Consider the following 24,346-nt stretch of genomic DNA (forward strand, 5'->3'; position numbering starts at 1 on the left):
ATCGACCCGATCGTGCTCGGCCTGGGCGTCGGCGGGGTGCTCGCCGTGGTGCTCTGGGGTGTGCTGGCCCGTGACTCGCTGGCAAGCGTCGGCGAATCGGGTCTGGCCTGGGTGATCGACACGTTCGGCTGGTTCTTCGTGGTGGCGGCCAACGCCTTCCTGGTGCTGGCGGTGGTGCTGGCGCTGTCCCGGTTCGGCCGGATCCGGCTCGGCAAGGACGACGACGAGCCGGAGTTCAGCACGCTGGCGTGGATCGCCATGATGTTCAGCGCCGGCATGGGCATCGGCCTGGTCTTCTTCGCCGTGGCTGAGCCCATCCAGCACTACGCCACCCCGCCACCGGCGACCGGCGTCGAGCCGCAGACCGGGCAGGCGGCGTCCGCGGCCATGCAGTTCACCCTCTTCCACTGGACGCTGCACCCGTGGGCGATCTACGCGGTGGTGGCGCTGGCGCTGGCGTACTCGACGTTCCGTCGGGGTCGGCAGAACCGGATCTCGGCGGCGTTCCGGCCGCTCATCGGCGACCGCGCCGACGGCGCCGTCGGTCAGGTCATCGACCTGCTTGCCGTCTTCGCCACCGTCTTCGGCTCCGCCACCAGCCTCGGGCTCGGCGCCCTCCAGGTCGCCGCCGGCCTGGACCTGGTCGCCGGGGTGCCGGACAGCACCGCGGTGGAACTGGTGGTGATCGGGGCACTGACGCTGGCCTTCGTCCTCTCCGCCTTCACCGGCCTGCACCGGGGCATCAAGTGGCTCTCCACCACCAACGTGGTGCTGGCCGTCGCGCTGATGCTCTTCGTGTTCGTGGTCGGGCCGACCATCTACACCCTTGAGGTGCTGCCCGCCTCCATCGGCGACTACCTCAGCAACCTCGTCTTCATGTCCACCCGGACCGGGGCGTTCTCCGACCCGGCCTGGCTGGGCGGCTGGACGATCTTCTACTGGGCGTGGTGGATCTCCTGGGCGCCGTTCGTCGGCACCTTCATCGCCCGCATCTCCCGGGGCCGCAGCGTGCGGCAGTTCCTGATCGGGGTGCTCCTGGTGCCCAGCGGTGCCAGCGCCGTCTGGTTCGCCATCATGGGCGGCAGCGCGCTGCGGGTACAGGCCACCGGGGTACGTGACCTGGTGGCGGACGCCTCCACCAGCAGCGAGCAGGCGTTGTTCGGGCTGCTCGACGCGCTGCCGCTGGCGGCGCTGACGAGCGTGCTGGCCATGGTGCTCATCGCGCTGTACTTCGTCACCAGCGCCGACTCCGCCTCGCTGGTGCTCGGCTCGCTGACCTCCCGGGGTGCGCTGCGCCCGCACCGGGTGGTCGTGGTCAGCTGGGGCATCCTGATCGGCGCGGTCGCCGCCGTGCTGCTGCTCGTCGGCGGACTCGACGCGCTGCAACAGGCCACCATCATGGTGGCGTTGCCGTTCGTGGTGGTGATGCTCGGGCTGGCCGTCGCCCTGGTCAAGGACATGGCCCGCGACCCACTGCTGGACGTGCCGGCCCGTACCCGCCCACACGGCCTGGCCGACGCGGTGCGCGCCGCCCGGTCGTACGAGGAGGAGGACCCGCCGCCGGTACGCCGCTACCTGCGTCGCCGCCCCCGCTGACCGTTCCTACCCGCCCGCCGCGCCGTCCCGCCTCCGTGGCGGAACGGCGCGGCGTCGGTGTTCGCGCCCCGCGTCGATGGTGTCGGCAACGGCGCGTCCGCTGTCGGCGACGTCACCAAGGGGCCCTTCCGCGCGCCGTGGGCGGGCAGGGCAGGATGTAGGTCGAGGAGGTGGCGGCATGGCGGGGCGGATCCGGGACGAGGACATCGCGCTGGTCCGCGAGCGTACGTCGATCGCCGAGATCATCTCCGACACCGTGACGCTCAAGTCGGCCGGCGGCGGCAACCTCAAGGGGCTCTGCCCGTTCCACGACGAGAAGAGTCCCTCGTTCAACGTCTCGCCGGCCCGCAACGTCTGGTACTGCTTCGGCTGCGGTGCCGGTGGCGACGCCATCAAGTTCCTGATGGACGCCGAGCACCTCAGCTTCGTCGAGGCGGTGGAGCGGCTCGCCGCCCGCGCCGGCCTGCAACTGCGGTACGTGGAGGACGACCGGTCCGCGCCCCGGCCGAACCGCCCGCAGCAGGGGCAGAAGCAGCGGCTGGTGGCCGCGCACGCCGCCGCCGTCGAGTTCTACAGCGCGCAGTTGGCCACCGCCGGCGCGCGTCCCGCCCGGGAGTTCCTCGCCGAGCGCGGCTTCGACCGCGCCGCCGCGCAGCGGTACGGCTGCGGCTTCGCCCCCGACGGCTGGGACCTGCTCACCAAGCACCTGCGTCAGCGTGGCTTCAGCCACGACGAACTGGTCACCGCCGGGTTGTCCCGCCCGGCCCGCTCGGGCAGCCTGATCGACCGGTTCCGCCGCCGGCTGCTCTGGCCGATCCGGGACCTGACCGGCGACGTGATCGGCTTCGGCGCGCGCAAACTCTTCGCCGACGACGACGGCCCGAAGTACCTGAACACCCCCGAGACACCGATCTACAAGAAGTCCCACGTGCTCTACGGCATCGACCAGGCCAAACGGGAGATCGCCAAGCAGGGCCGGGTGGTGGTGGTCGAGGGCTACACCGACGTGATGGCCTGCCACCTGGCCGGCGTGTCGACGGCCGTGGCGACCTGCGGCACCGCGTTCGGCGCCGACCACATCGGCGTGCTGCGCCGGCTGCTGCTGGACACCGACGCCGTCGCAGGCGAGATCATCTTCACCTTCGACGGGGACGCGGCGGGGCAGAAGGCCGCGCTGCGCGCCTTCGACGACGACCAGCGCTTCGTCGGGCGTACCTTCATCGCGGTCAGCCCCGACAACATGGACCCGTGCGAGCTGCGGCTGGCAAAGGGCGACCTGGCCGTACGCGACCTGGTCGCCCGCCGCGAGCCGCTTGTCGACTTCGCGCTGCGCCACGTGATCAGCCGGTACGACCTGGACACCGTCGACGGTCGGGTCGAGGCGATGCGGCGCGCCGCGCCGCTGGTGGCGAAGCTCAAGGACCGGGAGAAGCGCCCGGAGTACGTCCGCAAGCTCGCCGGTGACCTCGGCATGGAGATCGAACCGGTGCAGCGGGCGGTGCTGACCGCCGCCTCGGGACGCCCGGGGGACGGCCCGGCTACACGGCCCGCTCGCAGCGAGCCGAGCGTGGACAGCCCACAGTCGATGGTCGAGCGGGAGGCGTTGAAGCTGGCCCTGCAGGAGCCGGTGCTGGCCGGGCCGATGTTCGACGCGGTGGAGGCGACCGACTACCGGCACCCGGTGCACGTGGCAGTGCGGGCGGCGGTCGCCGCGGCCGGCGGGGTCGCCTCGGCGGCCGGCGGCGCGGTGTGGATCGAAGCGGTGCGCGACGCCTGCGACGACCTCGCCGCCCAGGCACTGGTCGGTGAGCTGGCCGTGGAACCGCTGCGGATCGACGGCGAACCGGACCTACGCTACGTCTCGATCACCATGGCCCGGTTGCAGTGGGGATCGGTCACCGCACGGATCCGGGAGTTGAAGTCCCGGATCCAGCGGATCAATCCGGTCAACAACAAGGACGAGTACTTCGCCGCCTTCGGTGAGCTGCTCTCGCTGGAGCAGCACGCCCGTGCCCTGCGCGAGCAGGCGGCGGGAGGGTTGTAGGGATGCCACTGTTCCGCCGCCAGCCGAAGCTGCCATTGGCCGACCGGCCACCGCTGGAGCGCGACGAACGGGTGCTGGCCTGGGCCGCCGGCGGCAACGGCGAGGGTGACGGGGTGGTGGTCGCCACCAACCTCGGGCTCTGGCTGCCGGGCCGGGGCCACCGGATCAGCTGGCACGAGATCGTCAAGGCCGTCTGGTCGGGCCGGGAGTTGACCGTGACGCCGGGCGAGCAGGTCGCCGAGCGGGACGGCTACCTGGTGGTCGCCGAGCTGCCGGCCGAGCGGTACCTGCTGCTCGATCCGGGCGACCTGCCGCACCAGGTACGCACCCGGGTCACCCGCTCCGTCGCGTACACCCAGCACCACGCCCTGCCCGGCGGGTCCGGGCGGGTCGTCGGCCGCCGGGTGTCCGGCCGTGACGGTCTCACCTGGATGGTCCACTACGACCCCGGCACGCCCACCGACGCCCCCGACGTCCTCGCCGAGACCGACCTCCTGGTCGCCACCGCCCGCACCGCCACCACCCCCGCCGACCTCTGAACTCGTTAATCCGTTGGGAAGTGTCGGACCGGGTGTTTAGGGTCCGGGGGTGACCACGGGGCGACCATTGATTCAGGCACAGGGGCTGGTGAAGCGGTTCGGCGACTTCACCGCCGTCGACGGCATCGACGTGGAGGTGCACGCCGGTGAGGCGTTCGGCTTCCTGGGGCCCAACGGCGCCGGCAAGTCGTCGACCATGCGGATGGTCGGCTGCACCTCGCCGCCCAGCGGCGGCCAGCTGCGCATCCTGGGCATGGATCCGGTGCGCGACGGGCCGGCGATCCGGGCACGGCTCGGCGTCTGTCCACAGCTGGACAATCTCGACCCGGAGCTGACCGTCCGGGAAAACCTGACGACGTACGCCCGCTACTTCGGCATTCCACGCCGGGTGGCCCGGGCCCGGGCTGCCGAGTTGCTCGATTTCGTGCAGCTCGGCGACCGGGCGGACAGCAAGGTCGAGCCGCTCTCCGGTGGCATGAAGCGGCGGCTCACCATCGCCCGCGCGCTTGTCAACGAACCGGACATCGTGCTGCTCGACGAGCCGACCACCGGTCTCGACCCGCAGGCCCGACACCTGGTCTGGGAACGGCTGTTCCGGCTCAAACAGCAGGGCGTCACGTTGGTGCTCACCACGCACTACATGGACGAGGCCGAGCAGCTCTGCGACCGGTTGGTGGTGATGGACGGCGGCCGGATCGTCGCCGAGGGGTCACCGCGTGCCCTCATCGAGCGGCACGCCACCCGCGAGGTGGTCGAGCTGCGGTTCGCCGCCGAGTCGCAGGAGGCGTTCGCCGGCAAGCTCGACGCGCTGGGGGAGCGCGTCGAGGTGCTTCCCGACCGGATCCTGATCTACGTGCCCGACGGTGACGCGGCGGTGGCCGAGGTCGCCGCGCTCGGTCTGCACCCGGCCAACGTGCTGGTCCGGCGCAGCAGCCTGGAGGACGTCTTCCTGCACCTCACCGGCCGCACCCTCGTCGACTGAGTCCGGACTCGCTGGAAGGGGCCGCCGTGACGGCACAACTGACCCGGGACCGACCCGCCCTGCCGAGGGTGCCGGCGCTGCGGGTGCTCGAATACCACCTGGTGGGTTACCGGCGCACCTGGCGGGCCGGCGCCTTCTCGTCCTTCCTGCTGCCCACGCTCACCGTGCTCGGGTTCGGGCTGGGCGTCGGGGCGTACATCGACCAGGGGGTCGGCGGCGTCACTTACCTGGAGTGGATCGTCGGCGGGCTGCTCGCGTCGACGGCGTTGCAGGTGGCGATCGCCGAGTCGACGTGGCCGGTCTTCGGCAACCTCCAGTGGCAGAAGATCTACTTCGGGCAGCGCTCGTCGCCGCTGCGGGTGGGCGACATCCTCGCCGGCCACCTGGCGTTCGTGCTGTTCCGGGTGCTGACCTCCGTCATCGCGTTCCTCCTGGTGACCGGGGTGCTGGGGGCCCTGCGCTCGCCGTGGGCGGTGCTGACGGTTCCGGTGGCGGCGCTGCTCGCGCTGGCCGTCGCCGCACCGACCTTCGCGTACGCGGCCTCGGTCGACTCGGACAGCTGGCTCGCCATGCTGTTCCGCTTCGCGGTGATCCCGATGACCCTGTTCTCCGGGGTGTTCTTCCCGGTCGAGTCGCTGCCGCTGGTGCTGCGCTGGCTCGCGTACGCCACGCCGCTCTGGCACGCCGTGGACCTGTGCCGGGCGGCGGTGCTCGGCGTCGCCCCGTACTGGTCGGTTGCCGGCCACCTCGGTTACCTGGCCGTCTGGGCGGCCGGGGGATGGCTGCTCGCCCGCCGCGTCCTCACCCGCCGGCTCGTCGTCTAGCTCGTCGTACAGGAGAAGGTCATGGTCGCTCTGGTGCTGCCCCGGCTGGTCGACGTGTCGGCCGCCTCGCGGCGGTCCGCGTCGGTCACCGAGCGGAACGTCGCGGCGCTGAGATCCGTCTACTGGTTGCTGCTCGTCTCCGGTTTCGTCGAGCCGCTGCTCTACCTGCTCTCCATCGGCGTCGGGGTGGGTGCGCTGATCGGCGACCTGACGCTGCCCAGCGGTGCGGTCGTCTCGTACGCGGCGTTCGTCGCTCCGGCCATGCTCGCCTCGTCGGCGATGACCGGCGCGCTGGCGGAGACCACCTTCAACTTCTTCGGCAAGATGAAGTACATGAAGCTGTACGACGGGGTGATCGCCACCCCGGTGCAGCCGTTCGAGATCGCCCTCGGCGAGTTGGCCTGGGCGATGCTGCGGGGCAGCGCGTACTCGGCCGCGTTCCTCGTGGTGATGGTGGTGATGGACCTGACCGTGCCCGCCCGCGCGCTCGCCGCGTTCCCGGCGGCGGTGCTCGTCGGCTTCGCGTTCGGCGCGCTCGGCATGGCCATCTCCACGTTCATGCGCAGCTGGCAGGACTTCGACCTGATGAGCTCGGCGCAGTTCGTCCTGTTCCTGTTCTCCGGCACCTTCGTGCCCGCCGAGGCGTACCCGACGGTGCTGCGCTGGCTGGTCGAGGTGACTCCGCTCTACCGGGCGGTGCACCTGGTCCGCGCGCTCACCGTCGACACCGGCGGCTGGAGTTGGACGCTCGACGTGCTCTACCTGCTCGCGGTGCTGGCAGCCGGCCTGCTGATCGCCTCCCGCCGGATGAGCCGCCTCCTCTACAAGTAGCCCACGCTCCTGCCAGCCCTCGGACGGCGCGGCCCTGTGGGACGGCGCGGGTGGCGGAGAGTGTGGCACTTGAGGTGCCCTTCGGTCGGCGTGTCGAGCGCAATAAGTGCCACGGTCTCAGCACCGCCCAGCAGTGCACCCGCACCCGCACCGCACCGCATCCGCATCCGTACTGCACCGAACACGCACCCGCACTGCACCAAACACGCACCGGCACCGCACACGCCGCGCTGCATCTCGGCGTGGCGCATCGCGCGTCAGCGAGGGCGGGCCCAGGTGAGGAAGCGATCGGCCAGGACGCCCGGTGGATGTTGGCCGGTGAGGTCGCCGGCCGCGTCGTACATCATGGTGCCGAGATAGATCAGCAGGCCGGTGCGGTTCTCCCGGTACTCGCCGAGCAGCGCCAGCCGGGCCGGCGAGCACGGCCAGGCCGCCCCACACACCCGGCACCGCCACGAGGGGCGCGCCGCGAGATGCGGCCGGTAGCGGGGCATCAGCACTGCCCCGGCTCGCCGCTCCGGGAAGATGGGTCGTCGCGCGGTGGTGACCAGCGGCCCCCGTTGGCCCGCCACTCCTGCGCCCGGGTGAGCCACCCCGGTCGCCCCGGGCGGTTCAGGGGGAACACCTCGGTCGGTGCCACCGCCCAGTTCGGGCGATTGTCTTGTTGTGACGGTGTGGGGCGGCGTGGGTCTTGTTGTGACGGTGTGGAGCGGCGTGGGTTTCGTTGCGACGGTATCGGGTGCGCTGGTTGGTTTGCGGCCGAGGCGGGTCGCATGCCTGGTCCCGGCGCGCACGGGTGGGGTGGCGGGCTGAAACTGCCGGATGCCGGGTTGGTCGAGGTCGCCTGGTCGGTCATGTCCTGCCATGGGGCCGGTGGCAGAGGGCGGGTGTTCCGCGTGCGTTGGGGGAGCGGCGCGGCCGTGGCCGGGGGTCGGCAGCGCCAGAACCTGATTCGCATGAAGCCTCCGTCGAGGTGGAGGGGGCGCCGGCCGGCTGTCGCGTGTTGCCGGCGCCCCGGCCTGGTTCCGCCCGTCGTCCGATCCCGTGAGCGGTTCCGCTGCGTGACAGTCTGGTGAGGACACGACTACGGTGGGAGGCCCGGCGCGGTGACGACCAGCGCGTCCACGGCCGGTCCCAGGCGGTACGAGGATGTACGGAGGGTGTCCGTGGAGCGCTCGTCCATGCTGGAGCACTTCGCCGAGGAGCTGCGACTGGCCCGGGCCGGCGCCGGCATGTCACAGACCGCGCTGGCTGAGGCGCTCAGCTACTCGGCCGCGCTGGTAGCCAAGGTGGAGACCGGTGAGCGCCGCCCCAGCCTGGACTTCGCCCGCCGCAGCGACACCGTGTTCGGCGGGGACGGCCGGTTCGAGCGCATCCAGCGCCGAATCAGCCGCGAAACAGTGGTGCCGTGGTTCCGCGACTGGCCCGGCATCGAAGCCGAGGCCACCGCGCTGCGTTGGTTCGAGCCGCTCTGCGTGCCGGGACTGTTGCAGACCGAGGGGTACGCCTGCGCGCTGCTGTCCAGCGGCGGCTTGTTCGCCTCGGACGAGGTCGAGCAGCAGGTGATGACCCGGCTGGACCGTCAGGGCGTGCTCACACGCGACCGGCCGCCGCTGTTCACCGCCGTCATCGACGAGCACGTGCTGCGCCGCCGAGTCGGCGACGCCGAGGTGATGGGCGAGCAACTGCGACATCTGGTGAAGGTCGGCTCGACGCTGCCCCGGGTCCGAATCCAGGTCGTGCCGCTCTCCGTCGGGGCCTACCCTGGTATCAACGGCCCCTTCGTGATCGCCGCCCCGCCGCACGGGGAGGACGTTGTCTATCAGGAAGGTCAGCTCCACGGTCAGGTGGTCGACCGCGCCGAGCACGTCCGAAAGATGGTCGAGGTTTGGGAGTCGATCCGGGGTGAGGCACTATCGCAGCAGCAGTCCCTCGACCTGATCGCGGAAGTGGCGGAAACATGGACATGACTGGTGCCAGATGGCGCAAGAGCAGTCGCAGCAACGGGCAGGGCGGCGCGTGCGTCGAGGTGGCCGACAACCTGCCCGGTCTGGTGGCCGTGCGTGACTCCAAGGACCCGACCGGCCCGGTGCTGGCCTTCCCGCCCACCGCGTGGCGTACCTTCCTCACGCACCTCCCCGTACACCCGTAGCCCCGCCACGCCCGGCGGCCCTGCCGCCTTCTGCGGCCTGCCAAGCCCCCACGGCCGCCAGGCCCCGACGTCCCGGCCCGGCACCCGGGCGATCAACCGTCCTATCTGGTCAATCTTGGACAGAATCCGTTAGCACGTAACGGGAAGTGTCCAAGATCTGGTGGTTTTGGGGCCGACGAGGCGGCCAGTGTGGACGGATGGTTCCTGATGACACGGCTGGGGCGCTGGAGTGGTTGGCCTTCGAGCAGGCCGGCGTGCTCACCAGCGCGCAGGCCCGCAGCGTACTGACCGATGGGACCGTGCGCGGGTTGGTGCGGTCCGGGCGGTGGCGGGCGTTAGGTCGCGGGCTGCTGCTGACCGGCAACGGTCGGTTGGCCCGGGATCAGCAGTTGTGGGTGGCGGTGCTCGCCGCCGGAGCGGGTGCGGTGCTCGCGGGTGCCACGGCAGCCACCGAGGCGGGTGTACGCGGTCTGCGACCCGAGCCGCTGCACGTGCTCGTGCCGGCGTCCCGTCGGGCCGGGCGGACCACCCTGCGACAGTTGCCGATCGACATGGCAGCCGTGGTGGTGCACCGGACATCGGTCCTGCCTGCCGAGCATCTCCAGGTCGGCCGTCCGCCCCGGACGACCACCGCGCGAGCCCTGGTCGACGCGGCCAGTTGGGCACCCTCGGCACGGGTGGCGCAGGAGGCGCTCGCCGCCGGCTGCCAGCAGCGGCGGGTGCTGCCGGAGGAACTGACCGCCGTGCTGGACGTGCTGCCTCGCGCGCCCCGGCGGCTGCTGATCCGGCAGACCATCGACGACATTGCCGGCGGCGCTCAGGCGCTGAGCGAGATCGACTTCGTCCGGCTCTGCCGTCGGGCCGGTCTGCCCCGGCCCGACCTGCAACAGCGGCGGACCGACGCGGCGGGCCGGACGCGCTGGTTGGACGCGTACTGGCGGGAGTGGGGGGTGCACGCGGAGATCGACGGCGCGCACCACATGGACGTAGGCCAGTGGACGGCGGACATGCGACGGCAGAACGACGTGTGGACCGCAGGGGAGCGGATCCTCCGCTTTCCCGCCTGGTTGGTCCGGGCACACCCGGAGCAGGTCGCCGACACCGTCCGCCGCGCCCTCCTGGCCGCCGGCTGGCAACCCGACGCCACAAACCGCTGAGATCTTGGGAAGTTCCCGTTCGGACCTTGGGCTCACCTAACGGAAAATGTCCAAGATCTCGCGACTGCCAGGCGGTGCGGGGGTCAGCCGCCCTGGTAGTAGCGGGCGGCGCCGGGGTGCAGGGGGATCGGGTCGGTGGTGGCGGCGGACTCACGGTCGAAGTTGCGTGCCTCGGGATGCGCCACGGCCAGGTCGGCCTGGTAGGTGAAGAGCAGTCGGGTCAGGTCGTACGCCAGGTCGTCGGGCATCTCGGCGCTGACCAGGATCACGTTGGGGACCGTCACGGTCGGGGTGCCCGAGGGGGTTTCGTAGGCGTCGGGGGGCAGCTCGGCGGTGGTGTAGACCGAGCCGTGCGTGGCGCTCAGCGGCTCGATCAGGTCCGCGACCGGCAGCAGCCGGAACCGGTTGGGCGCGTTGGTGAGCAGGTCGGCGATGCCCGGCGTGGGCAACCCACCGGAGAAGAACATCGCGTCGAGGGTGCCGCTGCGCATCCGGGCCACCGTCTCCGGCAGCGACAGGCGGGCCCGGCGTACGTCCCGCTCCGGGTCGAGGCCGGCGGCGGTGAGCAGCCGGCCGGCGATGACGTCGGTGCCGGACTTCGGCGAGCCGGTGGAGACACCCTTGCCGCGCAGCCCCGCGAGGTTGGCGATCTGCGCGTCGGCGCGGACGATCACGTGGGTGTAGTTGCTGTAGACCCGGGCCAGCGCCCGGACCGGTTGCGGGCGTCCCTCGAAGGCGCCGCGGCCGGCGGTGGCGTCCGCCGCCGTGTCGGCGAGGCTGAAAGCGATCTCCATGTCGCCGTCGACCAGCCGGGTGATGTTCTCACCGGAGGCGCCGGTGGGTTCCGCCCGCGCCTCGTAGCCCGGCAGGTGGCGGCTGATGACGTCGGCATAGCCGCCACCCAGCTGGTAGTAGACCCCGGTGGTGTTGCCGGTGGCGAGGAAGATCCGCCCGTCGTGCCACGGCCGAGCCTCCGGGGTGCGCTCGGCACCGCAGGCGCTGACCAGCGTGACCGACAGCAGCGCCGCCACCAATCGCCACCCCCGACTCATGCCGGCACTCCGCCGGGGTGGTCCGCCCAGTTCCGGGCCGCCGGTTCGAGCGCCTCGGCGACCCGCTGGACCAGCGTCGCCGTCTCGTAACCGATCTGACCCAGGTCGCACCCGGCGGCGGCGAGCACGCCGAGCAGGGCGCGGTCGCCGACCGCCATCACCAGCAGTACGCCGCCGTCCATGTCCACGATCTGCTGTCGGACCCGGCCGGCGGACATCAGCCGGGCGGCGCCGACGGTCAGGCTGGCCAGGCCGCTGATCACGGCGGCGAGCTGGTCCGCCTGGTCGGTCGAGAGGTGCGGCGAGGCCGCCAGCCGCAGCCCGTCCCCGGAGACGGCGAGGGCGTGCGACACGTCCGGTACCTGCTCGGCGAAGTTCGCCAGGAGCCAGTCGAGGCCGGGGCTGCCGTTGGGCATCATCTAGGGTCTCCCGTTCGTCTGCTGGTTACGTCGCATCGCGTGGGCCACCCCGGCGGAGAGGGCGGACAGCCGGGCCCGTACCACCTCGGGGTCGAGCAGGTCCGGCGCGGCCTGCGGCGGCGGCATGTCGTGCAGTTCGGACTGAAGGCCGCCACCGCGCACCCGCCGGGGCAGGCCGACCGCGGTGGGTTCCTCGGGACGGGCGGCGCCGGCCCGCCAGGGCGGCGCACCATTGGCCCCGGACGGTCCGTGCGGCGCGACGCCGACGGGCTGAACCGACGGCCGGTGGTGCGGTTGACCGGGCTGCTCGGGTGACCAGGCCGCCGCGCCGTTGCCCACCACCGGCAGCGTCAGCGTCGGGGCCCGGTGCACGTCGAGCCGGTCCGACGCGACCTCGGCCGGAGCGCCCCGCTGCCGGAACCAGGCACCGACGGCCGGGGTGGCCGGCCGGCCGATGGGGTTCGGTCGGCCGGTGAGCTGCTCCATCCGGGTCAGCAGCGACTCCGGCACGTCCACCTGGGCGACCGTCCCGGCACCGGCACTGTGCAGCCGCACCAGGATGCCGTGCCGGGCGGCCAGGTGGGCGACCACGTGCAGGCCCATGCTGCCGGCCGCCGCGCTGGACAGCGCGGCCGGGGCGCGCAGCCTCTCGTTGATCTCGGCCAGCCGGTTCTCGCCGATGCCGATGCCCTGGTCGTGCACGCGCAGGGTCAGCCCGTCGACGGTACGGCGACCGTCCACATGCACCGGCGTGTGCGGCGGGGAGTACGAGGTGGCGTTCTCCAGCAGCTCGGCCAGCAGGTGTACCAGGTTGCCGACCGCCGAACCCTGCACACCGGCGGTGGGCACGTCGATCTCGACCCGGGCGTACTCCTCGATCTCGGAGGCGGCACCGCGCACGACGTCGGCCACCAGATGCGGCCCGTCCTGTGCGCGTCCGGGTTCGCCACCGGCCAGGACCAGCAGGTTCTCCCCGTTTCGCCGCATCCGCGCGGCGAGGTGGTCGAGGGCGAAGAGCCGGGCCAACGCGTCCGGATCGGTCTCCTCCTGCTCGAACTCGTCGAGCAGCCGCAGCTGTCGGGTGATCAGCGTACGGATCCGGCGGGCCAGCGCCTCGACCATCCGGGTCACGTCCATCCGCAACTCCGCCTGCGCACCGGCGAGCCGCAGCGCGGCCCGGTTGACGGTGTCGAACGCCTCGGCCACCTGGGCGATCTCGTCGCGCCCACGGCTGATCCCCGCGGTGAGCTGCGAGGCGGTGCCCTCGGCCGGAACACTGTCACCGGCCGCGATGGCGGTGATCCGCTCGGGCAGCTCCCGATGTGCCATGGTCAGCGCCGCCACCCGCAGCCGGCGCAACCGGCGGCTGGTGCGTACCGCCAGCAGCGCGGCGGTGACCAGCGAGACCAGCGCCAGGCCGGTGGTGGCGCCGCCGGTGACCAGCGCCCGTTGCCGGGCGGCGGTGGCCAGCTCGGCGGCGCGCCGGTCCAACTCGTCGGAGAGTTCCCGGCCGAGCAGGTTGAACCGGCGGATGGCACCGCTCTGGGCGACGTACCAGGCGTCACCGTCGGCGGCGAGCGCGGCCGGCTCGGTGTCGGCGTTCAACGCGCTGTCGCGCATCCGCCGCGCGGTGGAGACGTCGCTGCCGGCGATCAGCCGGGTGTACGCGTCGGTGGCACGTGCCCCGGCGATCCGGGCGAACTCGGCCTGCCGCTGCTCCTGCGCGCCGCGTAGCCGGCCCAGCCGGGCAAGTTCGCCCTTGGCCAGCTCACCCCGGGTGAAGATGGCCCGTAGCAGGTCACGTTCCAGCGACGCCAGGTGTTCCTGGGCCGCGACCGCGGCCACCTCACGGGCGCGGTTGGCCAGCTCGGGGTCGCGTAGCTGGGCGGGGAGCGCGTCGGCGACGGCGAGTAGCGACTCCACGAGTGCCACGTAGACACCGTCGGCGGTGTCGGTGGTGAGCGCGGCGATCCGGGCCTCGTCGAGCTGGTCGAGGTGTTCGGTCACGCCATCGAGGTCGCGGCCGAGGTCCGGGACGGTACGGCGGGCGTCGGAGCTGGACGTCTGGTAGCGCTTGCCGGCCTCGTCGACCCGGAGCCGCTGCGCGTCGACCAACTGGCGGCCGGAGGTGCCGCCGCGCTGGCGCAGCGCCGCGGTCTCGCCGAGTTCCCGTTCCAGCTCGTGCACGAGCGAGACGGTGGCGGTGGCGGTACCGGCCAGCACCCGGGCCCGTTCGGCGTCGGTGGAGGCGGCCAGGGCGTCACCGGTCTGGATGGCCCCCAGCACGAGCAGGCCGGCGATGGCGATCAGGATCGGAGCGAGCAGCTGGGTACGCACCGACCAGAGCCGGCCGGTGTGACCGGACGGACGGTTGTGCCGGCGTACGCGGGCCAGCGAGGACAGCGGCACGGGGGTCTCCCGAGGTAGGGGCGGCCGGGCCGGAGGGGAGGCGCCGGCCCGGCCGCCGTCGGTCAGCTCGCGCCGAGGTCCTGCAACGCCTTGGCCGCGCCCCGGTGCAGACCGACCGGGTCGGTCTTGCGGGCGGTGTCCAGGGCGATGCCCTTGGCAGCGGGGTTGGCCTGGGCCAGCGCGTCCTTCTTCTCGAACACGGTCCGGGTGATGGCGCAGGCCACGTTGGCGTCGAGGTCCTTGCGGACGAGCAGCACGTTCGGGACCACGATGGTCGGGGTGTCCGCCGACGTGGAGTACACGTCCCTGCCGATCGTGCCGGCCTGGTACGCGGGGTTCAGTTCGCTCATCTTAGGCAGCAACGGCGTGACGTCGATGAATTTCACCTTGTCACCGGCGGTGGTGAACAGGTCGGTGACGCCGCCGGTGGGCAGGCCGCCGGACCAGAAGAAGCCGTCGACGGTGCCGTCCTTGACGCCCTCCACGGTCTTGGTGAGGTCGAGCCGCTGGGCCTGCACGTCCGTGGCCGGGTTCAGGCCGGCGGCCTCCAGCAGCCGGTTCGCGATGACCTCGGTGCCGGACTTGGGGGAGCCGGTCGAGATCTTCTTGCCGCGCATGTCGGCCACCGAGTTGATTCCCGAGTCGGCCCGGACGACCACCTGGGTGTAGTTGTCGTAGATCCGCGCCAGCGCCTCGACCGGCTGCGGTGCGCTGAAGCTGTCCTTGCCCTCCACCGCGTTGACGGCCGTGTCGAACAGCGAGAAGGCCACGTCGTACTGGCCACCGACGAGCTGTTCGATGTTCTGGACCGACGCACCGGTCTCGGCCGCGGTGCCGGTCAACCGGCCGCCGGTGCTGTCGGACAGCTGCCCGGCCAGGGCGTTGCCGACCACGTAGTAGACGCCGGTGGCGTTGCCGGTGGCGATGCCCACCCGGGTGTTGTCGGCCACCTCGCAGGTGACGGCGCTCGCGGCGTCGTCCGTGGCCGCGGCGCCCTGGCGGCCTCCGCAACCGGCGGCGCCGGCGGCGACGAGGGTGAGGGCTCCCACCCCCGCCACGAGCCGCGCGTTGATCCGTCCCACACTGTCTCCTTCCTGGGTCATGCCGGTGATCCGGCTCGCGTCCCACCGGAGGGGCCGGCGGATCCGCGACGTACGAACACGCCCACCGTCATGACGCCGGCCAGCACGGCGCCGATCGCGACGGGTACGGGTTGCAGCCAGAGCAGCGTCAGGCCGGCGGCCACCCCGATCACCCGTTCCGGCACGCCCGCCGGGCCGACGCCGGGCAGCCAGCCGCCGGCCGCGACGGCCAGCACCGCGACACCGAGGGCCGTGACGACGGTCGCGACGAGGATGCGTCGGGGACCGCCGATGCCGAGCAGGCCGAGTCCGGTCGGGGTGATCACGAACGCCAGCGGGATCAGGTACGCCGGCAGCGCGTACCGCAGGGTGTGCCACATGGTCGGCACCAGCCGTCCGCCGGTGACCGCGGCGGCGGCGACGGCGGCGAGCGCGGTCGGTGGCGACACCTCGGACAGCACCGCGAAGTAGAAGACGAACATGGCGGCGGCGGGAGCGCTGACGCCGAGATCCAGCAGGGCCGGTCCGATGATCACCCAGCCGATCACGAACGACGCGGTCACCGGAACCGCCAGGCCGAGCAGGCTGAGCGCGACGGCGGCGAGCAGCGCGGTAAGCGCGAGCACCACGGCCGGCTCGGAGCTGACTGTGCTCGCGGCGCCGACCAGCAGCGCGGCGGCCTGCGGACCGAGACCGGTCTTGGTGGTGGTGGCGGTGATGACGCCGGCCGCCGCGCAGACCACGGTGACGGCGAGGACGCCGCGTACGCCGGTGGAGAGGGCGGCGACCAGCCGGGCCGGGGTGAGCCGGTGTGCCCGGTCCAGGAAGGACAGGGCGACCGCGAGCAGGGTGGCCAGCACCACGGCCCGGGTGGCCGAGAGCCCGACGGCGAGTAGCCCGACGATGGCGAACAGGGAGGCGAAGTGGTAGCCGGAGCGGGCCAGCAGCCGCCAGGCGGAACCGGCCGCGAGGGTTGCCGGCCGCACTCCGGAGCGCCGCGCGTCGATCTCCACGGAGAGCACGATGCCGAGGTAGTAGAGGACGGTCGGCACCATCGCCCAGCCGAGCACCTGGAGGTAGGACACGCCGAGATACTCGGCGATGATGAAGGCCGCCGCGCCGAGCGTCGGTGGGGACAGGATGGCGCCCACGCCGGCGGCGGCGAGCATCCCGCCGGCCCGTTCCGCCGGGTAGCCGGCACGCCGCAGGATCGGCCAGGTCACCGCGCCGATGCTGACGGTGGTGGCCGCACCGGAGCCGGAGACGGTGCCGAGCAGGAAACCGGAGGCCACTGCGGTGCGACCGGCGGCGGTACGCGAGCGCCGGAACGCCGCCGCGGACAGGTTCACGAAGAACCGGCCGGCGCCGGACAGGTCGAGCACCGCACCGTAGATGGTGAACAGCACGATGTACGTGGCGGCCACGTCCAGCGGAGTCCCGTAGAAGCCGCTGTCGGAGTTGTAGAAGGCATCGACCAACTGCCCGAAGTCCAGCCCGGCGTGCGCCACCGCCCAGGTCTGCGGCAGCAGCCCGCCGTAGTAGCCGTAGCCGAGGAAGACCACACAGACGGCGGGCAGGATCCAGCCGGTGGTGCGCCGGCATCCCTCCAGCAGCAGGAGCAGCAGGAGGGTGCCCATCGCCACGTCCATCCCGACCAGCAGCCCCTGCCGGTCGAGGAAGGCGTCGTAGCCACTACCACCGCCGGCCAGGGCGATCGGCAGCACCGGGTAGAGGCAGCCGGCCAGCGCCGCGACGGCCAGCAGCCAGTCGACGCGGCTGGGCCCGGTCCGGCCGGTCGCGGTAGCGGTCGCGTCGGGAGTCGAGGCCGACGGCCGCCGCCCCGCGAGCACCGCCCGCAGCCGGCGCGGCAGCCGCAGGTCGGCCGGGTAGGCGAGGAAGACCAACGGGAGTACGCCGGCCAGGAAGAAGATCAGGTAGTACTTGCTGCCCTGCGCCAGCGGCCGGAACACCTGCCAGAGCGCGAGCAGGCCGATCGCCAGGGTGGCCGTGGTCAGGGCGAGGGCGACCGGCCCGGTCAGCACCCGTCCCGGCTTCTCGTCCTCGAATCGGCCGGCGAGTTCGGCCGAATCGATCCGGCCGGGATCGATTCGGGCCGAATCGATCCCGGCCGAATCGGTCGGCAGGGCCGTCGCCTCCGCCTCCGCCACTCGGCCGTGTCCGCCGTGACGCTGCGGTCCGGAATCTTCGGTGAATCGGATAGCCGACACGAGGGGGGACGATACGCGAATTGACTCCGCGTTGGGGGACATTGTCGAACATCGCTTCGCTGAGTGACGTTACATTTGTTCACGCCACTCGAAGTGGGAACAATTAAGAATAGTGTTCATGATCTGCCCCGGACGTGCCGATGGAGCGTTGCGCGGCGCCGGGCGGCGTGACGGGCGACGCCCGTTTTGCCACATTGGCGGCCACCGTGTGACCATCCGGGTGGCAAATAAACTTACTTGGGCGGTTACTCTCCGTGCATCGAATTACGGTGGGTGTCGACCCGAGTCGCCTGGGTCGCGACGCGGTCGACGCCGTTAAGGCCGTGGCTCGGGGTGTGCGCCGAGTCGCATCGCCGGGATGTCGGCCGCTCCGGCGGGCGGTGACGGGACCATTCCCGCAGTGAACGGATTCGCCCGGCTCCCGTCGACGGGAAGCGAGTTCGATGCATTTCCCAAGAGTGAGATCGGGGTTTGCGTGCCGGCTGGTTCGACCCTCGCCCGGCGGCTTCGCCGCCGGCCGAGGTGACCGGTCGGGCGACCGGCGGCGGTCGCCTGCCGCGCGTGCCGGGTTCGGGTGGGTTACTTCCCGTCGGTGGCTGGGCATGTGTCCTCGACGATCACCGCGAGCGGAGCCGAGGGGAGGGGCGATGGCCTCCGAGGAGTCTTCCCGTCCAGACCGGCGTGACCCGGAGTCCGACCCCGCCCGCGCGGTACGGCGGGACGAGCCGGACACCGACCCCGCCCGCGCGGTGCGGCGGGACGAGCCGGACACCGAGGACGCGCGCGAGGTGCGGCGGGACGAGTCGGGCGCGGACAGCGCCCCGCCGGAACGGCCGGAGCCGGACGCCGACCGTGACACGCCAGCGCATCCGGGCCGGCTGTCGCGGGGCGAGTGGGTGGCGGCGATGCGCCGGACGGTGCGCGAGTTCGGCGACGACAGCCTGACCGACTGGGCCGCGGCGCTCACCTACTACGGCGTGCTCTCCATCTTCCCGGGCCTGCTGGTGCTGGTCTCGCTGCTGGGCCTGCTGGGCCGAGAGGCCACCCGGACGGTACGCGACACCGTCGCGGAGTCGGTGCCCGAGCAGAACATCCGCCAGATTCTCGACACCGCCATCGAACAGGCCTCGCAGAGCGGCGGGTTGGCCGGTGTCGCCGCGATCATCGGTCTGCTGGCCGCCTTCTGGTCGGCCTCCGGTTACGTCGCCGCCTTCATGCGCGCCTCCAACGCGATCTACGACGTGCCGGAGGGGCGGCCGATCTGGAAGACCCTGCCGATCCGAGTGGGGGTCACCGCGGTGATCGGCGTACTGCTGCTGGTCAGTGCGGTGATCGTGGTCTTCACCGGCCGCTTCGCCGAGGAGGTCGGCGCCGCGCTGGGGGTGGGGCGTACGGCCGTGACGGTATGGGACATCGCCAAGTGGCCGGTGCTGCTGATCCTGGTCAGCCTGATGTTCGCCATCCTCTACTGGGCTTCGCCGAACGCGCGTCTGGGCGGCTTCCGCTGGGTGAGTCCCGGTGGACTGCTGGCGGTGCTGATCTGGCTGCTGGTCTCCGGCCTGTTCGCGTTCTACGTCGGCAACTTCGGCTCGTACAACAAGACCTACGGCGCGCTCGCCGGGGTGATCATCTTTTTGGTCTGGCTCTGGCTGAGCAACATCGCGATCCTGTTCGGTGCGGAGCTCGATGCCGAGTTGGCGCGGGCGCGGGCGATCAGCGGTGGCCTCCGGCCGGTCGATCGCGAGCCCTACGTTGAGTTGCGCGATGACCGCAAGCTGCGCCCGAAGGGTGGTGAATCGCCTTCCCAGTGACCTTTCGGGCGCATCCGCACCTAACTAGCCGCTGCCTTCCGCCGAAACTTTTGCTAGATCAGGCAAAAGTTGCCACCAAAATGCTCTAAGGTCTGGACAGCGCAGGTTGAAGCCTCCTACTGTGTCGGGCACCACACGTCGGCATTTCGCCGAGGTGAATATCCCGCTGGGAGAGGTGAGCCCGTGCCCAACGCCGACCCCCTGCACGTCCGGCTGTTGCGGTTGTTGCGCGACGAGGGAGCGCTGTCGCGGGCCGAACTCGCCGACCGGCTGGAGATGCCCCGGCCTCGACTGCTCGCCGAGTTGGAGCGGCTGGTCGCCCTCGGCTACGTGGCGGAGGCGGGCAAGGCGGCCTCCCGGGGCGGGCGGCGATCGACGCTTGTCGAGTTGAGTCCGGAGCTGCGCTTCGCGGCCGTCGACCTGGGCGCCAGCTCGATCGACGTGGAGGTCGTCAACGGCCGGCTGGAGCCGGTGGCGGCGTACGCGGAGGCGGCCGACATCCGGTCCGGCCCCAAGGTGATCCTCCAGCGCGTCAACGAGCTGCTGCACAAGGCCCGGGTCGACGGCGTCTACGAGCGACTCAACGCCGTGGGCATCGGGGTGCCCGGCCCGGTCAGCTTCCGCGACGGCGTGCCGGTCTCACCGCCGATCATGCCCGGCTGGGACCGCTTCCCCGTCCGCGAACTGCTCACCCGCGAGCACGGTTGCCCGGCGGTGGTCGACAACGACGTGAACATCATGGCCATCGGCGAACGGCACGGCGGGGTGGCCCACTCGGTCGACGACTTCCTCTTCGTCAAGATCGGCACTGGCATCGGCTGCGGGATCTACCTCAGCGGCGACGTCTACCGGGGCACCGACGGGTGTGCCGGCGACATCGGCCACATCCAGGTCGATCCGCAGGGGCCGATCTGCTCCTGCGGCAACGCCGGCTGCCTGGAAGCGCTCTTCAGCGGTGCGGCCCTGGCCAAGGACGCCAGCGCCGCCGCGCGGGCCGGCACCTCACCCGCCCTGGCCGAACGACTGGAGGCAAACGGCGAGGTCACCGCCCTCGATGTCGCCGCCGGGGCCCTCGAAGGCGATGTGACCTGCATCCAGCTCATCCGCGAGGGCGGGCGGCGGGTCGGCGGCGTGCTCGCCGGGCTGGTCAGCTTCACCAACCCCTCGATGATCGTGATCGGCGGCGGGCTCGCCCAGCTCGGGCACATCCTGCTCGCCGAGATCCGCAGCGTCGTGTACCGCCGCTCGCTGCCGCTGGCCACCGGCAACCTGCCGGTGGTGCTCTCCGAACTCGGCCCACGGGCCGGCGTGGCCGGCGCCGCGGTACTCGCCAGCGACCTGGCCTTCGGGGAGGCGGCATGACCGGGCACGACGCCGTGAGCGGGACCGGCGGCACGCCGGTCGAGACGACCACCGGCGAGGTGGTACTGCGCCTGACCGACGTGGTCAAGACCTTCCCGGGCGTACGCGCGCTGGACGGGGTGCAACTTGAGGTACGCGCGGGTGAGGTGCACTGCCTGCTCGGGCAGAACGGCGCCGGCAAGTCCACCCTGATCAAGGTACTCGCCGGGGTGCACCGGCCGGACTCCGGGCACGTCGAGTGGCTCGGCGAGCGGGTCGCCTTCGCCAACCCGCAGGCCGCGATGCGCGCCGGGATCGCCACCATCTACCAGGAACTCGACCTGGTCGCGGATCTGTCCGTGGCGGAGAACGCCTTCCTGGGCCACGAGCCGCGTCGGTTCGGCTTCATCCGCCGGGGCCACATGGCCGGCCGGACCCGGCAGATCCTTGACCGGCTCGGTCACGCCGAGATGCCACCGAACCGGATGGTGCGGGCCCTGCCGGCGGCCGGCAAGCAGGTGGTCAGCATGGCCCGGGCGCTGTCCCACGAGGCCCGGCTGATCATCATGGACGAGCCGAGCGCGGTGCTTGCCCACGACGAGGTGGAGAACCTCTTCCGGATCATCCGCGAGCTGACCGCGCAGGGCATCGCGGTCATCTACATCTCGCACCGGCTGGAGGAGATCCGCGAGATCGGCGACCGGGTGACCGTTCTCAAGGACGGCCGGACCACGGCGGCGAACCTGCCGGCCCGCGAGACCCCGACCAGCGACCTGGTCTCCCGGATGACCGGCCGGGACATCGAGTACGTCTTCCCGGACCGCCCCGCCGAGACCGTGGTCGGCGACGAACTGCTCCAGGTCGACGGGTTGACCCGCACCGGCGAGTTCGCCGACGTGTCACTCACCGTCCGGGCGGGCGAGATCGTCGGCATCGCGGGCCTGGTCGGCTCCGGCCGCTCCGAACTACTGGAGACGATCTACGGTGCGCGGGCGGCCGAGACCGGTTCGGTGCGGATGGCCGGCCGGGCGCTGCGCCCCGGCAGCGTCGGCGCGGCGGTCAAGGCCGGCATGGGCATGGCCCCCGAGGAGCGTAAGAGCCAGGCGTTGCTGCTCGGTGAGCCGATCTACCGAAACGTCACCCTCGCCACCTTCGCGCGCTACGCCCGCTTCGGGTTCACCAACATGGGCCGCGAACGGGCGGAGGCCGACCGGATCGCCGAGAGCCTGGAGATGCGCCCGCGTGACGTCCGCCGGGCGGTACGCACGCTCTCCGGCGGCAACCAGCAGAAGGTGGTGGTCGGTCGCTGGCTGCTCGGCGACACGAAACTGCTGCTGCTCGACGAGCCCACCCGGGGGGTGGACGTCGGTGCCCGGGCCGAGCTGTACCAGGTGATCCGGCAGCTCGCGGCCCAGGGCGTCGGTGTGCTGCTGGTCTCCAGTGAGGTGCCCGAGGTGCTCGGCCTGGCCGACCGGGTGCTGGTGATGCGGGAGGGACGGGTCGTCCGTACGGCCCCCGCCGACGAACTCGACGAACCCACGGTGCTCGACCTCGTCATCGCGGGGTCCCTGATGGAAGGCGCAGCGGCATGACCGATAGTCCGCCCACGACCAAGCTGCCGGCGCAGTCGCCGCCGGTGGACCCGGCCGAGACCGAGGCGGCGGGGCACGCCACGCCGACCGCCACGGCGGGCCCCAGCGGCGGGCTCTCCTGGTGGCACGGCGACGGCGGTGAGGGCGCCAAGCGGAATCTCGCCCTGATCGGGGTGCTGCTGGCTCTGTTCGTGATCGGAGCGGCCACCCGCTGGGATTTGTACGCCAACCCGGACTGGGTCTGGGCGAACATGCTCAGCATCCTGAAGCTCGCCTCGGTGGTCGGCGTGGTCACCGTCGGGATGACCTTCGTGATCATCGGGGGTGGCATCGACCTCTCGGTCGGCGCGATCGTGGCGCTGGCCGGGGTCTGGTGCACCACGGTGGCGACCCAGAGCTTCGGCGCCGGCGGAATGATCTTTACCGCGATCATCGTCGGGGTGGCGGTCGGCCTGGTCAACGGGACGCTCATCGCGTACGGACGGCTGGTGCCGTTCATCGCGACGCTGGCCATGCTTGTCGCCGCGCGCGGACTGGCCGCCGAGATCTCCCAGAAGCAGACCCAGATCTCGCAGAACAGCACGATCAACGGCATCGCCAGCACGGATCTGCTCGGCATCCCGCTGCTGGTCTACATCCTGGCCGCCGTGGTCGCCGCGGGCTGGGTGCTGCTCAACCGCACCACCTTCGGGCGGCGCACGGTCGCCGTCGGCGGCAACCCGGAGGCCGCCCGGCTGGCCGGCATCAACGTCAAGCTGCACACCCTGCTGCTGTACGCGCTGTCCGGCCTGTGCTGCGGCATCGCCGCCATCATGCTCACCGCGCAGGCCACCTCGGCCCAAGCGGCGATGGCGAACCTCTACGAACTGGACGCGATCGCCGCCGTGATCATCGGTGGCACGCTGCTCAGCGGCGGGCGGGGCACCATCGTCGGCTCCCTGCTCGGTGTGATCATCTTCGCCACCATCACCAACCTCTTCGCCATCAACGGCCTCTCCACCGAGGCACAGAACATGGTCAAGGGCGGCATCATCGTCGCCGCCGTCCTGATCCAGCAGATCCAGTTCGGCAGTCTCTCCCAGTTCTTCCGTCGTAACCGGCTCACCACGAGCTGACCACCGCTACGTCCGGGCCATCCGCGCAACCGACGGTGGCCGGGATCCGTACACCCAAAATCCCCACCACTTGATAACCAGGAGGTCGTCATGACCCAGCACAGTCGCGACATGTCGCGGCGCCGGCTGCTCTTCGGCGGGGCGGCCGTCGGCGCCGGCGTACTGCTCGCCGGTTGTACCAGCAACGAGCAGTCGCCGACCGAGGCGCAGACTAAGGCGGCCGACGGCAACGCCAACGCCGAGCCCGGCAAGCAGGTGACCATCGGCTTCTCCGCGCCGGCGGCCGACCACGGCTGGATCGCCGCGATCACCAACAACGCCAAGGCGCAGGCCGCCGCGTACTCCGACGTGACCTTCAACATCGTCGAGGCGGGCGCGGACGCGGCGGCCCAGCGGGCGGCGCTGTCCACCCTGATCTCCCAGAAGCCCGACGTGATCGTGCTGCTGCCGCACGACGGCAAGGAGCTGAACTCGTTCGGGCTGGAGGCGATGCAGGCCGGCATCCCGGTGGTCAACCTGGACCGGGCCTTCCCGGACGCCAAGGCGTACCGGCTGCAGATCAAGGGCGACAACTACGGCATGGGCGTCTCCGCCGCCACCTTCATCGCCGAGCAGCTGAAGGCCAAGGGCGTCAGCAACCCGGTGATCGCCGAGATCGCCGGGATCGACTCGCTGGAGCTGACCCAGGAGCGTACGAAGGGCTTCAACGACACCCTGGCCCAGCACGGCCTGAAGGTGAAGAACCGGCGGGCGGCCGAGTTCACCGTGGACACCGGGCAGCGGGAGGCGGCCCAGTTGCTACAGGCCGAGCCGAAGATCGACGCGATCTGGAACCACGACGACGACCAGGGCATCGGCGTGCTGGCCGCGATCAGCCAGGCCAACCGCAACGAGTTCTTCATGGTCGGCGGCGCCGGCTCGAAGAAGGCGATGGAGGACATCCTGGCCGACAACACGGTGCTGAAGGCCACGGTGACCTACAGCCCGTCGATGGCGTCCTCGGCGATCTCGCTGGCCCGCCTCATCGGCCAGGGCCGGGGCATGTCCGACCTGGTGGAACTCCAGGTTCCCAAGGAGATCGTCCTCGCCTCCGAAACGATCACCAAGGAGAACGCGAGCGACTACCTCAAGCTCGGGTTCTGACACAACGGGGGGAGACCCACCTTGTCCAC

20 protein-coding genes are annotated in these 24,346 nt (G+C 71.6%); 14 read left to right on the forward strand and 6 right to left on the reverse strand.

Annotated features, from left to right (window positions below; translation table 11 throughout):
• The first annotated feature begins 12 nt into the window (after positions 1 to 12).
• The 6 genes from KBX00_RS13155 to KBX00_RS13180 all read left to right on the forward strand — a co-directional run bounded on the left by KBX00_RS13155 (position 13) and on the right by KBX00_RS13180 (position 6,816).
• Positions 13 to 1,596, forward strand: coding sequence for a BCCT family transporter (locus KBX00_RS13155; RefSeq protein WP_374225298.1), 1,584 nt, complete (start codon positions 13 to 15; stop codon positions 1,594 to 1,596).
• Between the two features lie 178 nt (positions 1,597 to 1,774).
• Positions 1,775 to 3,640: a DNA primase gene (dnaG, locus tag KBX00_RS13160; RefSeq protein ID WP_210826696.1), complete on the forward strand. Its 1,866-nt coding sequence runs from the start codon at positions 1,775 to 1,777 to the stop codon at positions 3,638 to 3,640.
• A gap of 2 nt (positions 3,641 to 3,642) precedes the next feature.
• Complete coding sequence (locus KBX00_RS13165; RefSeq protein WP_210826698.1) at positions 3,643 to 4,179, forward strand: hypothetical protein; 537 nt, start codon at positions 3,643 to 3,645, stop codon at positions 4,177 to 4,179.
• Positions 4,180 to 4,228: 49 nt separating this feature from the next.
• Positions 4,229 to 5,161 carry an ABC transporter ATP-binding protein gene (locus KBX00_RS13170; protein WP_210826700.1) on the forward strand — a complete coding sequence of 311 codons (933 nt, stop codon included), beginning with the start codon at positions 4,229 to 4,231 and terminating at the stop codon, positions 5,159 to 5,161.
• Between the two features lie 26 nt (positions 5,162 to 5,187).
• On the forward strand, positions 5,188 to 5,985 hold the full coding sequence (locus tag KBX00_RS13175) for an ABC transporter permease (protein WP_210826702.1): 798 nt from the start codon (positions 5,188 to 5,190) through the stop codon (positions 5,983 to 5,985).
• 21 nt (positions 5,986 to 6,006) lie between these two features.
• Positions 6,007 to 6,816: an ABC transporter permease gene (locus tag KBX00_RS13180; protein WP_210826704.1), complete on the forward strand. Its 810-nt coding sequence runs from the start codon at positions 6,007 to 6,009 to the stop codon at positions 6,814 to 6,816.
• A 257-nt stretch (positions 6,817 to 7,073) separates the two neighbouring features.
• Here KBX00_RS13180 and KBX00_RS13185 read toward each other — a convergent pair whose 3' ends face one another.
• Positions 7,074 to 7,388: a flavin reductase gene (locus KBX00_RS13185; RefSeq protein WP_307868572.1), complete on the reverse strand. Its 315-nt coding sequence runs from the start codon at positions 7,386 to 7,388 to the stop codon at positions 7,074 to 7,076.
• A gap of 594 nt (positions 7,389 to 7,982) precedes the next feature.
• Here KBX00_RS13185 and KBX00_RS13190 point away from each other — a divergent pair.
• The 3 genes from KBX00_RS13190 to KBX00_RS13200 all read left to right on the forward strand — a co-directional run bounded on the left by KBX00_RS13190 (position 7,983) and on the right by KBX00_RS13200 (position 10,125).
• The gene (locus KBX00_RS13190; protein WP_307868575.1) at positions 7,983 to 8,786 is read left to right on the forward strand and encodes a helix-turn-helix transcriptional regulator; all 804 of its coding nucleotides are present in this window, start codon (positions 7,983 to 7,985) and stop codon (positions 8,784 to 8,786) included.
• The gene (locus KBX00_RS13195) at positions 8,777 to 8,968 is read left to right on the forward strand and encodes a DUF397 domain-containing protein (protein ID WP_210826706.1); all 192 of its coding nucleotides are present in this window, start codon (positions 8,777 to 8,779) and stop codon (positions 8,966 to 8,968) included. Before KBX00_RS13190 ends, KBX00_RS13195 begins: the two co-directional genes overlap by 10 nt.
• Before the next feature lie 197 nt (positions 8,969 to 9,165).
• Positions 9,166 to 10,125, forward strand: a complete 960-nt coding sequence (locus KBX00_RS13200; protein WP_210826708.1) for a hypothetical protein — start codon at positions 9,166 to 9,168, stop codon at positions 10,123 to 10,125.
• Between the two features lie 83 nt (positions 10,126 to 10,208).
• Here the strand turns inward: KBX00_RS13200 and KBX00_RS13205 are convergent, their stop codons facing one another.
• The 5 genes from KBX00_RS13205 to KBX00_RS13225 all read right to left on the reverse strand — a co-directional run bounded on the left by KBX00_RS13205 (position 10,209) and on the right by KBX00_RS13225 (position 17,315).
• Entirely contained in the window at positions 10,209 to 11,177 is a 969-nt protein-coding gene (locus KBX00_RS13205) for a TAXI family TRAP transporter solute-binding subunit (RefSeq protein WP_210826709.1), read from the reverse strand.
• Entirely contained in the window at positions 11,174 to 11,596 is a 423-nt protein-coding gene (locus KBX00_RS13210) for a roadblock/LC7 domain-containing protein (RefSeq protein WP_301547876.1), read from the reverse strand. Before KBX00_RS13210 ends, KBX00_RS13205 begins: the two co-directional genes overlap by 4 nt.
• Positions 11,597 to 14,005 carry a nitrate- and nitrite sensing domain-containing protein gene (locus KBX00_RS13215; protein WP_307868578.1) on the reverse strand — a complete coding sequence of 803 codons (2,409 nt, stop codon included), beginning with the start codon at positions 14,003 to 14,005 and terminating at the stop codon, positions 11,597 to 11,599.
• Positions 14,006 to 14,067: 62 nt separating this feature from the next.
• A complete protein-coding gene (locus KBX00_RS13220) occupies positions 14,068 to 15,087 on the reverse strand; it encodes a TAXI family TRAP transporter solute-binding subunit (protein WP_210826710.1) in 1,020 nt (339 codons plus the stop codon).
• A gap of 17 nt (positions 15,088 to 15,104) precedes the next feature.
• Positions 15,105 to 17,315, reverse strand: a complete 2,211-nt coding sequence (locus KBX00_RS13225) for a TRAP transporter permease (RefSeq protein WP_374225295.1) — start codon at positions 17,313 to 17,315, stop codon at positions 15,105 to 15,107.
• A 647-nt stretch (positions 17,316 to 17,962) separates the two neighbouring features.
• On the opposite strand from KBX00_RS13225, the gene KBX00_RS13230 reads away from it, so the two are divergent.
• From KBX00_RS13230 to KBX00_RS13250, 5 genes are all read left to right on the forward strand, one after another.
• Positions 17,963 to 19,126, forward strand: a complete 1,164-nt coding sequence (locus KBX00_RS13230; RefSeq protein WP_301547878.1) for a YhjD/YihY/BrkB family envelope integrity protein — start codon at positions 17,963 to 17,965, stop codon at positions 19,124 to 19,126.
• 183 nt (positions 19,127 to 19,309) lie between these two features.
• The gene (locus KBX00_RS13235) at positions 19,310 to 20,488 is read left to right on the forward strand and encodes an ROK family transcriptional regulator (protein ID WP_210826711.1); all 1,179 of its coding nucleotides are present in this window, start codon (positions 19,310 to 19,312) and stop codon (positions 20,486 to 20,488) included.
• Entirely contained in the window at positions 20,485 to 22,059 is a 1,575-nt protein-coding gene (locus KBX00_RS13240) for a sugar ABC transporter ATP-binding protein (protein ID WP_301547879.1), read from the forward strand. Before KBX00_RS13235 ends, KBX00_RS13240 begins: the two co-directional genes overlap by 4 nt.
• Positions 22,056 to 23,174: an ABC transporter permease gene (locus KBX00_RS13245; RefSeq protein ID WP_210826712.1), complete on the forward strand. Its 1,119-nt coding sequence runs from the start codon at positions 22,056 to 22,058 to the stop codon at positions 23,172 to 23,174. Before KBX00_RS13240 ends, KBX00_RS13245 begins: the two co-directional genes overlap by 4 nt.
• Before the next feature lie 90 nt (positions 23,175 to 23,264).
• Positions 23,265 to 24,317, forward strand: coding sequence for a substrate-binding domain-containing protein (locus KBX00_RS13250; RefSeq protein WP_210826713.1), 1,053 nt, complete (start codon positions 23,265 to 23,267; stop codon positions 24,315 to 24,317).
• The last annotated feature ends 29 nt before the right edge of the window (positions 24,318 to 24,346 follow it).

It is taken from the genome of Micromonospora sp. C95, from assembly GCF_018070465.1.
Taxonomy (GTDB): domain Bacteria; phylum Actinomycetota; class Actinomycetes; order Mycobacteriales; family Micromonosporaceae; genus Micromonospora.

Excerpts from the sequence above, each read along its gene's own strand:
- dnaG (WP_210826696.1), top strand. The coding sequence starts at position 1,775 with ATGGCGGGGCGGATCCGGGACGAGGACATCGCGCTGGTCCGCGAGCGT.
- KBX00_RS13165 (WP_210826698.1), top strand. The coding sequence starts at position 3,643 with ATGCCACTGTTCCGCCGCCAGCCGAAGCTGCCATTGGCCGACCGGCCA.
- KBX00_RS13180 (WP_210826704.1), top strand. The coding sequence starts at position 6,007 with ATGGTCGCTCTGGTGCTGCCCCGGCTGGTCGACGTGTCGGCCGCCTCG.
- KBX00_RS13195 (WP_210826706.1), top strand. The coding sequence starts at position 8,777 with ATGGACATGACTGGTGCCAGATGGCGCAAGAGCAGTCGCAGCAACGGG.
- KBX00_RS13200 (WP_210826708.1), top strand. The coding sequence starts at position 9,166 with ATGGTTCCTGATGACACGGCTGGGGCGCTGGAGTGGTTGGCCTTCGAG.
- KBX00_RS13205 (WP_210826709.1), bottom strand. The coding sequence starts at position 11,177 with ATGAGTCGGGGGTGGCGATTGGTGGCGGCGCTGCTGTCGGTCACGCTG.
- KBX00_RS13210 (WP_301547876.1), bottom strand. The coding sequence starts at position 11,596 with ATGATGCCCAACGGCAGCCCCGGCCTCGACTGGCTCCTGGCGAACTTC.
- KBX00_RS13230 (WP_301547878.1), top strand. The coding sequence starts at position 17,963 with ATGGCCTCCGAGGAGTCTTCCCGTCCAGACCGGCGTGACCCGGAGTCC.
- KBX00_RS13240 (WP_301547879.1), top strand. The coding sequence starts at position 20,485 with ATGACCGGGCACGACGCCGTGAGCGGGACCGGCGGCACGCCGGTCGAG.
- KBX00_RS13245 (WP_210826712.1), top strand. The coding sequence starts at position 22,056 with ATGACCGATAGTCCGCCCACGACCAAGCTGCCGGCGCAGTCGCCGCCG.
- KBX00_RS13250 (WP_210826713.1), top strand. The coding sequence starts at position 23,265 with ATGACCCAGCACAGTCGCGACATGTCGCGGCGCCGGCTGCTCTTCGGC.